The organism is Singulisphaera rosea (genome assembly GCF_054877945.1).
Map to the genome: position 1 here is coordinate 279,817 of NZ_JBTYIP020000001.1, position 13,849 is coordinate 293,665.

The 13,849-nt window shown below is 65.6% G+C and carries 11 protein-coding genes; 4 read left to right on the forward strand and 7 right to left on the reverse strand.

Annotation, left to right across the window (positions count from 1 at the left end):
- Positions 1–178 precede the first annotated feature (178 nt).
- On the forward strand, positions 179–3,535 hold the full coding sequence (locus ACYOEI_RS01110; RefSeq protein ID WP_462847404.1) for a PSD1 and planctomycete cytochrome C domain-containing protein: 3,357 nt from the start codon (positions 179–181) through the stop codon (positions 3,533–3,535).
- Positions 3,536–3,688: 153 nt separating this feature from the next.
- On the opposite strand, the gene ilvB is transcribed toward ACYOEI_RS01110, so the two are convergent.
- Entirely contained in the window at positions 3,689–5,458 is a 1,770-nt protein-coding gene (ilvB, locus tag ACYOEI_RS01115) for a biosynthetic-type acetolactate synthase large subunit (protein ID WP_462847405.1), read from the reverse strand.
- Between the two features lie 159 nt (positions 5,459–5,617).
- Here ilvB and ACYOEI_RS01120 point away from each other — a divergent pair, with 159 nt between their 5' ends.
- The gene (locus ACYOEI_RS01120) at positions 5,618–6,436 is read left to right on the forward strand and encodes an SDR family NAD(P)-dependent oxidoreductase (RefSeq protein WP_462847406.1); all 819 of its coding nucleotides are present in this window, start codon (positions 5,618–5,620) and stop codon (positions 6,434–6,436) included.
- A gap of 4 nt (positions 6,437–6,440) precedes the next feature.
- Here ACYOEI_RS01120 and ACYOEI_RS01125 read toward each other — a convergent pair whose 3' ends face one another.
- From ACYOEI_RS01125 to ACYOEI_RS01135, 3 genes are all read right to left on the reverse strand, one after another.
- On the reverse strand, positions 6,441–6,737 hold the full coding sequence (locus ACYOEI_RS01125; protein WP_462847407.1) for a hypothetical protein: 297 nt from the start codon (positions 6,735–6,737) through the stop codon (positions 6,441–6,443).
- Positions 6,738–6,934: 197 nt separating this feature from the next.
- Positions 6,935–7,915 (reverse strand): GNAT family N-acetyltransferase, encoded by a 981-nt coding sequence (locus ACYOEI_RS01130; RefSeq protein ID WP_462847408.1) that lies wholly within the window; start codon positions 7,913–7,915, stop codon positions 6,935–6,937.
- Between the two features lie 72 nt (positions 7,916–7,987).
- A complete protein-coding gene (locus ACYOEI_RS01135) occupies positions 7,988–8,296 on the reverse strand; it encodes a Rieske (2Fe-2S) protein (protein WP_462847409.1) in 309 nt (102 codons plus the stop codon).
- A 246-nt stretch (positions 8,297–8,542) separates the two neighbouring features.
- On the opposite strand from ACYOEI_RS01135, the gene bshB1 reads away from it, so the two are divergent.
- Complete coding sequence (gene bshB1, locus ACYOEI_RS01140; protein ID WP_462847410.1) at positions 8,543–9,235, forward strand: bacillithiol biosynthesis deacetylase BshB1; 693 nt, start codon at positions 8,543–8,545, stop codon at positions 9,233–9,235.
- Between the two features lie 94 nt (positions 9,236–9,329).
- Here the strand turns inward: bshB1 and purN are convergent, their stop codons facing one another.
- Positions 9,330–9,989: a phosphoribosylglycinamide formyltransferase gene (gene purN, locus ACYOEI_RS01145; protein WP_462847411.1), complete on the reverse strand. Its 660-nt coding sequence runs from the start codon at positions 9,987–9,989 to the stop codon at positions 9,330–9,332.
- A gap of 214 nt (positions 9,990–10,203) precedes the next feature.
- On the opposite strand from purN, the gene ACYOEI_RS01150 reads away from it, so the two are divergent.
- A complete protein-coding gene (locus ACYOEI_RS01150) occupies positions 10,204–10,743 on the forward strand; it encodes a general stress protein (RefSeq protein WP_462847413.1) in 540 nt (179 codons plus the stop codon).
- A 70-nt stretch (positions 10,744–10,813) separates the two neighbouring features.
- Here the strand turns inward: ACYOEI_RS01150 and ACYOEI_RS01155 are convergent, their stop codons facing one another.
- Complete coding sequence (locus ACYOEI_RS01155) at positions 10,814–12,112, reverse strand: DUF1015 domain-containing protein (protein ID WP_462847414.1); 1,299 nt, start codon at positions 12,110–12,112, stop codon at positions 10,814–10,816.
- A gap of 393 nt (positions 12,113–12,505) precedes the next feature.
- On the reverse strand, positions 12,506–13,834 hold the full coding sequence (gene ahcY, locus ACYOEI_RS01160; protein WP_462847860.1) for an adenosylhomocysteinase: 1,329 nt from the start codon (positions 13,832–13,834) through the stop codon (positions 12,506–12,508).
- Between the last annotated feature and the right edge of the window lie 15 nt (positions 13,835–13,849).

Here is a 13,849-nt window from a genome sequence, read left to right on the forward strand (position 1 = left end):
ACGTCGCAACAGCCCGCACCGTGCATGCGTGTTGAGCTAGGCTGGGTCTCGGCGTTGTTGTACAATTGATGTTGGACAGGATAGACCGCCCCTCCTTCGGCCGTGGTCGACCCGCCCGGGTCCGATCGGCCCGATTGCCACAACCGGCGCCTCGACGATCCCCACGGGAAACCCGCCCATGCGATCGTTTCTTCCCTCGTTTTTCCTCGGCCTCTTCCTCGGATCGGGGCTGTCAGCCCGAGCGCTTGCCGAGCCGCCTGCCAAGGCCCCCGGTCCCGCCGTTTCGGAGAAGGACGCCGAGTTCTTCGAATCGAAGGTCCGCCCTGTCCTCGTCGAGTCCTGCGTCAAGTGCCACGGCTCGACCAGGCAAGGCTCGGGCCTGCGACTCGACTCGCGTGAAGCGATGATGGAAGGGGGAGAGAGCGGGCCGGCCCTCGTGCCCGGCGACCCGGACAAGAGCCTGCTCGTCCGGGCGATCCGTTACTCGCATGATGACGTGAAGATGCCCCCCAAGGCCAAGCTCCCCGACCTCGCCATAGGGACTCTGGAGACCTGGGTCAAGCACGGAGCACCCTGGCCCGAGGGCAAAACCCTCTCGCCTGAGGATCGGGTCAAGGCAAGCGAGTCGCACTGGGCGTTTCGGCCCGTGCGCGAGGTGACTCCCCCTTCGGTGAGCGATCCCCGATGGGGTTCCTCGCCCATCGACGACTTCATCCTCTCGGCCCTCGAGCAGAAGGGGATGGTCCCCCAGCCTCGAACCGACAAGCGGACATTGATTCGTCGGGCCACCTTCGACCTGACGGGCCTCCCCCCGACCATCGAGGAAATCGAGGCGTTCGAGGACGATCATCGATCCGATGCGTTCGCTCGGGTCGTCGACCGGCTTCTCGCGTCGCCGAGATATGGCGAGCGCTGGGGGAGGCACTGGCTCGACGTCGCACGATACGCCGACACCAAAGGGTACGTCTTCACGGAGGAGCGTCGCTACCCGTTCTCGTATACGTATCGAGACTACGTCATTCGTTCCTTCAATGAGGACAAGCCGTACAACCAGTTCCTCCTGGAACAGGTCGCGGCCGACCTCCTCCCTCCGGGCGGCGACCCGAACGCACTCGCCGCCCTCGGCTTCCTGACCGTGGGCCGTCGGTTCCTGAACGATGGCAACGACATCATCGACGACCGCATCGACGTCGTGACTCGGGGGCTCCTCGGCCTCACGGTGACATGCGCCCGTTGCCACGACCATAAATATGATCCGATCCCGACCGATGACTATTACTCCCTCCACGGCGTCTTCGCCAGCTCGGTCGAACCCGGCGAACTCCCCCTCCTGAAGTCATCCAGCACGGACACCCAGGCGTTAGACTACGACCGGCAATACAAGGCGATCGAGTCGGAATTCCACGCCTTCGTTGCTTCGAAACAGGCCGAGATCCAGGACGACCTCCGCGGCCGGATCGCTGCCTACCTGAAGGTCGCCGCGCAGCTCGGCTTCGATCGAGAAAACGCGAAACGCAATGAATTGGCGGCCGTGGAACACCTCGAACCCACCCGTCTCCGCTGGCTGATCCGGAACTGGGAAGCCTACCGGGCGAAGACCCGCGCCCAGTTCGACCCGATCTTCGCGCCCTGGAATGCCCTCGCGGACTTGCCGGCGGCGGAGTTCTCCTCGAAGGCGAAGGCCACGATCGACAAGTTGGCCGAGTCGAAGCCCCCGGTTCATCCGCTCGTCGCGAAAGCGTTGCGCGACGCTCCGCCCGAACGATTGAGCGACGTCGCCCTGCGCTACGCGGCCCTTTTCGGCGAGGCCGAATCGAAGTGGCGGGAGCGTCTCAAGGTTGGAACCGCCTCAGGCCTGACCGACCCCGATTGGGAGTCGCTCCGCCAGGTCCTCTACCGACCCGACGGCCCCGTCACCCTCACGCCCGACCTGACCCCCGGCCCGTTCCCCAACCTGGCCAAGAACGCAGGGCGACTCTATTCGCCAGGCGACCGCAAGACGCTCGAAGAGTTGAAGAACCGCGCGACCCAGTTGATGGCGACCCACCCCGGCCCGCCGGCCCGCGCGATGGTCCTCAACGACGCCCCGCAGCCGGTGAATCCGTACGTCTTCCTCCGCGGGAATCCCGGCCGACGCGGCAAGGATGTGCCTCGGCAATTCCTCAAGGTCCTCTCCGGCCCCGACCGGAAGCCATTCCAGAAGGGGAGCGGTCGACTCGAGCTCGCCAACGCGATCGTGGATCCGTCGAACCCGATGACAGCTCGGGTGCTGGTCAATCGGGTCTGGCTCCAGCATTTCGGGATGGGGCTCGTCGCAACCCCCAGCGACTTCGGCCTCCGGAGCGAGCCCCCCTCTCACCCCGAACTCCTCGACTTCCTTGCCGGGCAGTTCCTCCATGACGGCTGGTCGATCAAGTCGCTCCATCGCCTGATCATGCTTTCCAGCGTCTATCAGCAGGGGAGCGAGAATCAGTCGGCCTACCTCGACCGCGACCCCGAGAACCGGCTCCTGTGGAAGTTCACGAGGCGCCGCCTCGACTTCGAGTCGATGCGCGACGCCATGCTCGCCGTCTCCGCTCGACTCGACGAGACGATCGGAGGACGTCCCGTCCCGATCGGTGAGCCTCCGTTTTCGCCGAGGAGGACGGTCTACGGCTTCATCGATCGCCAGAACCTCGACGGCGTCTACCGGACCTTCGACTTCGCCAGCCCCGACGCGAGCAGTCCTCGACGGTTCGTCACGACCGTCCCCCAGCAGGCGCTCTTCTTGATGAACAGCCCGTTCGTCATCGAGCGGGCCAAAGGGCTGGTGGGGAGCGTCCCGGAGTTTCCGTCGCCGGAGGCCAGGATCCAGGCGTATTACGAACGCCTCTTCGGTAGGGAGCCCGAGTCTCACGAGGTCGAGATCGGCCTTCGCTTCCTCGACCATCAATCGGAGCTTGCCGCGAAGCCCCCACAACTCTGGCAGTTCGGCTACGGCGGTTACGACGAGTCCTCAGGTCGACTCGCCGGGTTCACGCCTTTCCCATTCTGGACCGGGAACACCTGGCAGTGCGGCCCGAAGATCCCGGATCCGAACCTGCACTACCTGAACCTCAACGCCGGGGGTGGCCATGTGGGCAACGACCCCAACCACGCGGCCATCCGCCGCTGGACGGCTCCCCACGACGCCGTCATCGCGGTCGACGCCTCGCTCGAGCACGGCAGCCCCAACGGCGACGGAGTCCGCGGTCGGATCGTCGCCTCGAAGGGAGGCGAGCTCGGGTCCTGGGTGTCCCACAATGCCAAGGTCCGGACCCACGTCGCCCGCTACGCGGTCCGAGCGGGCGAGACGGTCGACTTCGTCGTTGATTGTCGCACGAGCCCGGACTTCGACTCCTTCGCGTGGGCCCCGGTCATCCGGGAGATCAGCCCGGAGACTTCCGAGTGGGCCGCCTCCGCCGGCTTCGAAGGACCTGCACCGCCGGTCCTCACGCCTTGGGAAGCCTATGCCCAGGTGTTGCTGCTGACGAACGAATTTATGTTTGTAGATTGAAGCCAGCCCCGCATCCCATCCCTTTCTCCGGAAACGCGCGAAGCCCCGGGCCTCACAGGAGGCCCGGGGCTTCGCGATCGATGACCCTGGATCTTTGCTCGGCCGTCGTTCGAGGGCGTCGCGAGAGATCGCGACGCCTCCGCGCGAATTGGATTAGCTCTTGATGATATCCCGGAACGTACCCCCGGCCGGGATCATCGGCAGGACGTGCTCCTGGTAGGGGACCAGGATGTCGAGGACGTACGGGCCGGGGTACTCGATCATTTCCTTGAGGGCGTCGATGACCTCGGACTTGTGGCGGATCTGCTTGGCCTGGACGCCGAAGCCCTTGGCGATCGTCACGAAATCGGGGTAGGTGACTTCGGGGAGGTCGCCTTCACCCTGGCCGATCGCTTCGGGGTGGTCGACGGGGCCGAGGTACGTATGGGCTCGGTTGCCGGCGTGGAAGCGGTCCTCCCACTGCACGACCATCCCAAGGTGCTGGTTGTTGAGCAGGATCACCTTGACCGGGAGGTTCTCGCAGAAGACGGTCGCGAGCTCTTGGATGTTCATCACGAAGCTGCCGTCGCCGTCGATGTCGACCACGAGGGCGTCGGGGAAGGCCGCCTGAGCACCCATCGCGGCGGGGAGGCCGAAGCCCATCGACCCGAGTCCGCCGGAGGTGATCCAGGTCCTCGGCTCGGTGAACCGGGTCCACTGGGCCGCCCACATCTGGTGCTGGCCGACGCCGGTGGCCATCACGAACTTGCCCTTGGTGAGATTCGAGAACTGGTCGACGACGTACTGCGGCAGGATGGCGTCGTCGCGCTGGTCGTACGTCATCGGGTCGCTGGCACGCCAGGCGTCGAGCTGCTGGTGCCACTCGCGCCAGTCGCCCGCTTCGACCTTGGGATTGATCGCGGTCAGGAACGACTTCACGTCGGAGTTGATCGCGATGTGGGCGGTCTTGTTCTTGTTGATCTCGGAGGCGTCGATGTCGACGTGGATGATCCGGCCGTGCTTGGCGAACTCGCTGAGCTTGCCCGTCACGCGGTCGTCGAACCGGACGCCCAGGGCGAGGAGCAGGTCGGCGTCGTTGATGGCATAGTTCGAGTAGACGGTGCCGTGCATCCCGAGCATGTTGAGCGAGAGGTAGTGCTCGTTCGGGATCGAGCCGAGGCCCTGGAGGGTCATCGCGACCGGGATCCCGGCCTTGGTCGCGAACTCCCGGAGCTCCTCGGAGGCGTTCGAGGCGATCACGCCACCGCCGCAGTAGATGATGGGCTTCCGGCTCGCCTTGATCGCGGCCAGGGCGTCCTGGATCTTCTCATCCGAAGGGACCGGCGGGAGCCGGTAGCCGGGGAGGTCCATCTCCACGTCGTAGTCGGGGTCGAGCACGATCGTATTCTGAATATCCTTGGGCATGTCGATGAGGATCGGACCCGGCCGGCCCGACGAGGCGAGGTGGAACGCCTCCTTGACGATGCGGGCGATGTCCTTGGCGTTCTGGACGAGGTAGTGGTGCTTGGTGATTGCCCGACACACCTCGACCATCGGCGTTTCCTGGAACGCGTCGGTCCCGATGACGTGGGTGGGGACCTGCCCGGTGATGGCGATGATCGGCAGCGAGTCCATCTTGGCGTCGGCCAGGCCGGTCACGAGGTTCAGCGCGCCCGGGCCGGAGGTCGCCATCACGACGCCCGGCTTGCCGCTCGCCCTCGCATACCCTTCGGCCGCGAAGATCCCGCCTTGCTCGTGGCGAGGGAGGATGGTCCGAATCTGGTCGCGAAAGCGGGTGAGCGCCTGGTGCATCGGCATGCTCGCCCCGCCCGGGTAGGCGAAAATGACCTCGACCCCGTGCCGGACCAGGGACTCGACCAGAACGTCGGCTCCGGTCAACGGTTTTCGGTTCGTCGCGGTCTGGCGGTCGTCGATGGTGGCCACGTCAATCCTCTTTCCGGACCCTTCAGTCCTGCAATTGCGGGAGAGACTCGCGTAAGATTCGATTCTAAATCATCGATCACGGCGGGACAACCCAGAGCGTCGTCGGGCGGCCGATGACCTGCTTGGGACACGGATAAGACGCTTGGAGTTCGCGCCCCTATGCTTCGCAATGCCCTGGTCACCGGCGCCTCCTCCGGACTCGGACGCGAACTCGTCCGGCAACTCGTCCGCGACCGGGACATGACCGTCCTCGCGACCGCCAGGCGACTCGATCGGCTCGAGGAGCTGGCCGCCGAGCTCCCCCCGGGTCGAGTCGTTGTCATGGCCGGCGACCTCGCCGATCCCGACTTTCGGGGACGGCTCTGGGCCCGTGCCGTGGAGCTCCCCGGCGGGCTCGACCTCCTCGTGAACAACGCGGGGTTGGGAGAATATCACGCGCTCGCCGACCAAGACTTCGACGCCATGCGCCGGATGGTCGAGGTCAACCTTATGGCACTCCTGGATCTCAGCCGACGAGGGGCAGGGTACATGAGCACGCGAGGCGCCGGTCAGATCCTCCAGATCTCGTCGGTCCTCGGTTTCGTGGGGCTGCCGTACTCGGCGGTCTACGTCGCCACGAAGCACGCGGTGAACGGGCTGGTCAAGAGCCTGCGATACGAGCTCCGAGGGACGGGCGTCCGGGTCTGGGCCGCCTGTCCCGGCCGGACCGAGAGCGAGTTCGCGAGGGTCGCAATCGGGGAGGGAGCCTCACACGACGCACTCCCCAAAGGCGAGCCGACAGACAAGATCGTTCGAGCGATCGTCCGCGAGCTCGACGGTCGTCGCGCGTTTCTCATGCCGAGCGTGATCGCCGGTGCGACGGTGGCCCTGGCCCACTGGCTCCCGGCCCCGTTCGACTGGGCGATGGCCCGTTGGTCCCCCAAGTTCTTCCGAGCCGAGATCGAGCGGGCACGGCAAACGCAATCGCCCGACCCCTGATCCTTCAGCCCATCGGTTCTTTGAGCGATCGAACGAAGTGATTCCCTTTGCCTCGCGCCTTCAGTTCGAGGGCGTGGGCTTCCGCGTCGGTCTTGCGCGGATACTCGAAGGTGGCAACGGTACGCCCGCCGATGTCGCAGACAGCCCAGACGACGCGCAACCGCGCCTGGGGCTCGGGCTTGGGACGGCGCTCGGTCGACTCGGATCGCGGCTTGCGCTCCGCCGGCGTGTTGAGGCCGAGGGCTTCCGCCGCCTCGGCTGCGGCGCGAAGGTCGTGGCGATTGAGGGTGCGGCGTGCCATCGCTAGTCGGATCCCAGTTCTTGGATGTCGAGAGAAGAGTGACGGGAGGACTCTCGTCCGCACCGAATGGACGGCGACAGATTTCGCCCCCGATATCTTAGAACGTCGGGGAAGGGGGGAAGCGTTGGAATCGCCGTCGAAAATTCGTGGCTCAGTTGTTCGGCTTGGCGTCCGGGGATGGTCTCGCCCGATTTCGTTCAGTGGGGTCCGAGGCCTCGATCTCCGGGGAGCCGGAAGAGCGTGCTCGACTCCACCGAGGTGAACCCGAGGGAAAGGTACAAGGCCAGGGCCGGCGTGTTGGTCGCGGCGGTCTGAACGGCCACCGCGGAGACCATCTGAGAACGGGCGTGGCGGAGGATCTCGGCCACCAGGTGCCGGCCATACCCCTTGCGACGTGACGAGGGCTCGACGCCCAACTCGATCAGGCCGATCCGGGTGCGGCCGTCGCAACGCCCAAACCAACTCATATCCCAGGTGGTCGCCCGAGCGAGCTCGCGGTCATCGGACTTCGACAACAGGCGAAAGAGGGTCGGCCGGAATGCACCGATGGCGAGCGACTCCCACCAGTGGGACGGCATCGAATCCTCCTGAATCTCGACGCGGGCCTGGCGCCGGATGAGCGGCGATCTCGGATCGCGAACCTCAGGCGCCGAGAGGTCGGCTTCCAGGAGAACCGTCGAGCTCACGGATTCGAAGCCCGCCTGGTGGGCGGCGCGGAGGAAGGCGGTGTGGGCGGAGAGGATCCCGGCCCATTCGCTCCCCCCGTAAATCCCCCAATAATAGGGGTTCAAAGGATATTGGCCGCCGGCATACAGGACCTTCGCCCCACGTTCTTGGAGGTAGGCCTTCGACTCGGCGATGAGTCCGTCCTCGAGCTCGGGGTCATCGGGGCCGGGCTCGACGACGAGCATCCCGATCGTCCCGAGCTCTCGATTGAGACGAAGGGCGGGCCCCGGGGGATCGTCCGGCCCGAACCCCGCGTGGGCGAAGCCGACGATCTTGCCGAGGCGCTCGGCGACGGTCAGGCCGGCGGCGTCGAAATCGGGCCGGGAGATCACCTGGGTGTCGAATTCGTGCGCGGTCAAGGGCCGCGCGACGGCTTCGTTGGGAACGCCTCGGTTCCAGAGGTCGGCCAGGCCAGGCGAGTCGCCGTTTCGATACGAGCGGAAGTGCGTCACCGGTCGTTCATTCGGGGAGGAGACGGGCCTCGAGTCGGAGCGCCAACACGAACTTTCCGTCGAAGCGGCCCATCAATCGACGGCCACGAGCACATCCTGTCCTACGACCCTGACCTCATAAACCGTTTGCTTGATTTTCGGTCCCAACGGCGTCTTGCCGGTGCAAACGTCAAATTCCCAGCCGTGCCAGGGGCACGACACCATGTTCCCTTCCAGGATCCCGTCGGCCAACGGCCCACCTTGATGGGGACATAACCCGTCGATCGCGGAGATCTTGCCGTCGACATTGAAGATCGCGACGATACGACCGCCGTGCTCCACCTCCAGGGCCTTCCCTGGGGGCAAGTCGCTCAAGGTCGCCAGCTTAACATAGTCCGGCATCGGACCGACTCCGGGGCGCTTCACATCACCTTCAGGACAGAGACAAAGGTCTTCCGACCATCGCACTGCCCGCATCGCGTCCGAATTATTCAATATACCCAGATTGTACCACAGCAGGTCTTCACCGCGATAGGAGACCAGCATTCGATTCGCTGTCGAAGCGCGTCCGTTGGGGGCCCGCGCCTATCATTGAGGGCGTCGTTGAAAGGCCGTGGTCAGGACTTCGACCCTTGGGGAATGGCTGCCATGCTCGATGCCTTGGTGATCTCGCCGCACCCGGATGATGCCGAGCTCGGGGTGGGAGGGACGATCGTTCGATTGCTGAGCCAGGGGTGGCGGGTCGGGATCCTCGACCTCACGACCGGGGAACCCACACCGCTGGGGTCGCTCGAGCGCCGATCGCAGGAGACCGCCGAGGCTAACGCCGCCCTCGGGAACCCCTGGCGGAAGAATCTCGGGCTGCCGAATCGCAACCTCGAACCCACCTTGCTACATCGGAGAGCCCTGGCCGAAGTCTTCCGGAAGACACGCCCTCGACTCCTCCTCGCCCCCTACTGGGAGGACGCGCATCCCGACCACATCGCCGCCACCCAGCTCGTCGAGCAGGCCCGGTTCTGGAGCAAGCTCTCGAAGTCCGACATCGCCGGGGAGCCTTTCCACCCGGCTCGCATTCTCTATTATTTCAGCGTGCATCTCCGAATCGTCGAACGCCCGAACCTGATCCTCGACATCAGCGACCAACTCGACGCCAAGGTCGCGGCGATGCGATGCTATCGATCGCAGCTCGTGGACAATCAGCCCGCAGGTAGGCCCGGAGTGATCGATTCGGTCTGCGATCGGACCCGATTCTGGGGGCACACCGTCGGGGTCCGCCACGCCGAACCCTTCGCGAGCCGAGAGCCCGTGGGACTCTCGAGCCTGGATCACCTGCTCCTCTGAGGGCCAGGCCCGAAACCCGGTTTCATCCGTCGAGCGCTCGCGGAATCACGTGTCCGGACAACCGACTGGTTCACTCGAGCATGTCAGCCCGAGTTCAGCGAGGGGCGCGGACGATTACGCGGCGTCCTTCGGTTTGTAGGCGTCCCGCGGCGTAGAGTGCGATCGCCGCCGGGAGTGCCTGGCATTCGGCGTCGAACACGCGGGCCGCCACCATCCCTGGCGTGTCGTCGTCGCGGACCTCGACCGTGCGTTGCACGATGATGGGGCCGGTATCATAAGTCGAGTCGGCGAAGTGGACGGTGCAGCCGGAGACCTTCACCCCCGATTCGACCACGGCCTGATGGACCGCGGCGCCGTGGTAGCCCTTGCCGCAGAAGGCGGGGATCAGAGAGGGGTGGACGTTGATGACCTTCCCGGCGTAATCCGGGGGGATCTCGAGCAGGGAGAGGAAGCCTCCGAGGACCACGAGGTCGGCCTGGCTCGTCCGGATGGCCTCGAAGACGACCTCACTGAAGGCCGACACGCTCTTCGACTCGCGGCGAGTGACCACCGCCAGTGGGATCCCCGCAGCCTCCGCCCGAGGGATCGCACCGATCCCCGCGCGACTCGCGACCACCTGGACGATCGTCGCGTTCAGCGAGCCCGCCTGGATGAGATCGATCAGGTTCTGGAGGCTCGTCCCCCCTCCCGACACGCAGACCGCCAGTCGGATCGGAGAGTCGACAAAGGGAGGTTGTCGCGGAAAGTCCGCCATGGCGAGCATGCCTTGGAATTCGATGGGGCCGTTTTTCGAGGGAGTCGACAATAATCCAAATCGCCTCGGGAAACGAGCCACGATCGAGGCTTCGAGGGCGAGCTCATGCTCGAGCAGGATCCCGAGGCCGTCCCAGTGGGGTTGGTACTGGGGTTGCGGTAAGATCCCTTACGTGAGTCGACCCCCTTCGAGGATCCTTTCAGGACCAACAGCCATGAGCCAGTCAGAGACGCCGGTGGGATCGAGTGTCGTCGCGGTTTATCCCGACCATGCGTCCGCCGAGCAGGCGGTGCGCAAGCTGCACGAGGCGGGCTTCGCGATGAGCGACCTTTCGATCGTCGGGCGTGATTTCCAGGTCAGCGAGGCACCGATCGGGTTTGTCACCACCGGGGATTTCGCGTCGGCCGGGGCGGGGACGGGCGCCTGGGTCGGCGGCCTGTTCGGCCTCCTCGTGGGCGCCGCGTTCCTGATCCTGCCGGGGCTCGGCCCGGTGATCGTCGCCGGTCCCCTCTCGGCCGCGCTGCTGGGCGGGGTCGAGGGGGCTCTCGCCGGCGCGGCCCTCGGGGCCCTGGGAGGAGCCCTGGTCGGTTGGGGAGTTCCCAAGGACCAGGCCATCAAATACGAGACCCAGGTCAAGGCCGGCAAGTTCCTCGTGTTGGCCCGAGGCTCCGCGTCGGAGATCGAGCGGGGCAAGGGGCTCCTCGACCAGGGTGGCCACGAGCAGATCGACGTCTACGAAGGCTCGCCGTCCTGACCCATCAAAAAACGCCGCGATCCTCACGGGAACGCGGCGCCTTTTGAGGACATCATCGACCTTAGGCTGCTCAACGCAGGGGATTCAGCACCAGGCCGCTCAAGAGCTTCGGATAGAAATACGTGCTCTTGGGCGGCATCTTCTCGAGGTTCGACGCGATCCCCTCGACGTGGTCCATCCCCGCGGGCGGGACGAGGCAGGCGAGGTCGCACCCTCGGTTCGCGACGTCGGTGAGGACTTCGTCGATCAGGTGAACATAGCGGCAACTCGCGTTGCCGAGCGGGCCGAGCAGGGCCTTGAGGACCAGCTCGTGCAGGATGCTCACCCCGAGCGACCGCCATTCCGCGCTATGTTCGGGGACCAGCTCATCCATCTTGGCGTCGGAGCGGAGTCGGGCCGTCAGCCAGCGGCCATCCGCGACCGTGCCGAAGGCCAGGAGGTCCTGGACCCCGCCGATCTCGACCTCTTCCCAGGCTGAGCGGCAGGCCGAGTCCCCTTCGCCGACGATCGTGACCTCGAACTCGGGGGAGAGTTTCTCCGCGAGCACGTCGGCGGTGAGTCCAGGGAACCCCGAGACCAGCCGGTGCGTGGGGAGGATGAGCAAGCCGGGGTCGCTCATCCCGACGAGCATCATCATGCAAAAGTTGGCCGGGTCCTCGGGGCCGGTCAGCCCGCCCGACGCCGCGAGGTCCTCGCGGTACTTGACCCCGGTCTCATAACGATGGTGACCGTCGGCGATGAAGATCGGCTTCGAGGCCATCAGGCCCTGGACCAAGGTGTGCGCTTCCTGGTCGAGGACCGGCCAGAGGCGGTTCGTGACACCGAGGTGATCGGTCGCCTCGAGCGGGGTCCGGTCGCGGAGGCCGGCCTCCACAGCGCAGAGGACTTCGGCCGTCGCGTCGGGATAGAGGCCGAAGATCGGGCTCAGGTTGTATTTCGTGGCGTTGAAGAGTGCGAGCCGGTCCGCCTTCGGGCCGGAAAGGGTCTGTTCGTGCGGGAAGATCTTGCCCTGGCCGAAGGGCTCGAGACGGACGCGCGCGAGGAATCCCTTGCGGGTATGCGTCCGGCCCTCGACTTCGAAGGTCTGGTGGTAGACGTAGAGCGCCGGATGCTCGTCGGCCCGGAGGACCCCCTCTCGGGTCCAGTCTTTCAAGAACCGGGCGGCTCGGGTGTACCGGTTCTGCTCGGCGCCGTCACCGGCCTCTTCGCGGTTGAGCTCGAGGCGGATGATGTTGTACGGGCTCGCGTCGTAGAGTCGGTCCTGGAGGGCCGAGTCGATCACGTCGTAGGGGGGGGCGACGACGTCGGACAGGGCTCCGACTTGGGCGATGTCATAGCGGACGCCGCGGAACGGGCGAATCTCGGGCATGTTGGGTAGATCCCCGGGGCGTCGGCGACTTTCGGGCCGTCGCACTCGTGCAGGGTAATTGGGAAAGACGTTGGAAAACAGACCCGACCGCCACAGGTCGGGTTGTCCGGTCCCGGCCGAATCGACCGGGGCCGGTTCTAGAGAATGCACCTCGACGGACGACGACGACCGTCCTGCGTCGTCCGGGAGGTCCTTGAAAACGTCGACAGGGGGCCACCATGGCCCCTTGGCGATTCGCGGCCTTCGACTCGACCTCGACGTCCTACGGAGGTAGATCGGTGGCACGTTGGGTCGGTTGAGTTCTGCCAGGCCTCTCCTCGAGCGAGGCGACCATGACGGGGCGTGACCCAGGCCTTTCGCTCCGCGCGTCGCAAGCTCGGGACGAATCCGGTGTCATGTCCCGATTTCCCAACTGTTGAGATACTTTCGTTGTTCTTCGGTCAGGGTGTCGATCCCGATCCCCATGGTCTGGAGCTTGAGCGAAGCGACCCACTGGTCGACCGCCTTCGGGACGTTATAGACGACGTTCTCGAGCTGGCCCTTTTGCGTGATCGACCATTCCGTCGCGAGCGCCTGGACCGCGAAGCTCATGTCCATGACGCTGGCGGGGTGGCCGTGGGCGGCGGCGAGGTTGATGATCCGCCCCTCGCCGAGGACATAGAGCCGGCGGCCGTCCTTCAGCACATACTCGTCGACGAATTCGCGGACCTTCTTGTTCTGCGAAGCCGCTTGCTGCGCGAGTTGGTCCAGATCGAGCTCGACGTTGAAATGTCCCGCGTTGCAGATGATCGCCCCGTCCTTCATCAGGGCGAAATGCTCACCCCGGATCACCTGGATGTTGCCCGTGACGGTAATGAAGAGGTCGCCGACGCTGGCGGCCCGGGTCATCTCCAGGACCTCGAAGCCGTCCATCGCGGCCTCGAGCCCTCGGATCGGGTTCACCTCGGTCACGATGACGAGGGCGCCGAGGCCCTTGGCCCGCATCGCGACCCCTTTGCCGCACCAGCCGTAGCCGCAGACGACGACCTTGCGACCCGCCATCAGCATGTCGGTCGCCCGGATCACGCCGTCGAGCGTGCTCTGGCCGGTGCCGTAACGGTTGTCGAAGAGGTGTTTGGTCTCGGCGTCGTTGACGGCGATCACCGGCAGCTTCAATACGCCGTCCTTCTGCATCGCGCGGAGTCGGATCACGCCGGTGGTCGTCTCTTCCATGCTCGCGACAATGTCGGAGACCAGGTGGGTCCGCTCGTCCGCGCTCAAAGTCTCGGCCCAACTGCGGAGTTCGGGATGGAGATCCTCGAGCCGGCCGAGGGCGATGCAGATCATCGCGCTGACGAGGTCCGCACCGTCGTCCATCGTCACGTTCGGCCGGTGCTTCAACGCGGCGGCGATGTGGCTGTAATAGCTCGACTCGTCCTCGCCCTTGATCGCGAAGACGGGGATGTTGAAGTCCTGGACGAGGCTCGCCGCGACATCATCCTGGGTCGAGAGTGGATTCGAAGCCACCAGAACGAGGTCCGCTCCCCCTGCGACGAGTGTCCTGGCGAGGTTCGCGGTCTCGGCCGTCACGTGGAGGCATGCCGACATCCGCATCCCGGCCAGTGGCTTCTCGACCTCGAAACGCTCTCGGATCGCGCGGAGGACGGGCATGTCGCGCTCCGCCCAGAGGATCCGCTGATGGCCGTCGCCGGAGAGTCCCAGGTCTTTCACGTCTCCGGTCATGACGGTTGCCAAGGT

Excerpts from the sequence above, each read along its gene's own strand:
- bshB1 (WP_462847410.1), top strand. The coding sequence starts at position 8,543 with ATGCTCGATGCCTTGGTGATCTCGCCGCACCCGGATGATGCCGAGCTC.
- ahcY (WP_462847860.1), bottom strand. The coding sequence starts at position 13,834 with ATGACCGGAGACGTGAAAGACCTGGGACTCTCCGGCGACGGCCATCAG.
- ACYOEI_RS01150 (WP_462847413.1), top strand. The coding sequence starts at position 10,204 with ATGAGCCAGTCAGAGACGCCGGTGGGATCGAGTGTCGTCGCGGTTTAT.
- ACYOEI_RS01125 (WP_462847407.1), bottom strand. The coding sequence starts at position 6,737 with ATGGCACGCCGCACCCTCAATCGCCACGACCTTCGCGCCGCAGCCGAG.
- ACYOEI_RS01110 (WP_462847404.1), top strand. The coding sequence starts at position 179 with ATGCGATCGTTTCTTCCCTCGTTTTTCCTCGGCCTCTTCCTCGGATCG.
- ACYOEI_RS01155 (WP_462847414.1), bottom strand. The coding sequence starts at position 12,112 with ATGCCCGAGATTCGCCCGTTCCGCGGCGTCCGCTATGACATCGCCCAA.
- ACYOEI_RS01135 (WP_462847409.1), bottom strand. The coding sequence starts at position 8,296 with ATGCCGGACTATGTTAAGCTGGCGACCTTGAGCGACTTGCCCCCAGGG.
- ACYOEI_RS01120 (WP_462847406.1), top strand. The coding sequence starts at position 5,618 with ATGCTTCGCAATGCCCTGGTCACCGGCGCCTCCTCCGGACTCGGACGC.
- purN (WP_462847411.1), bottom strand. The coding sequence starts at position 9,989 with ATGGCGGACTTTCCGCGACAACCTCCCTTTGTCGACTCTCCGATCCGA.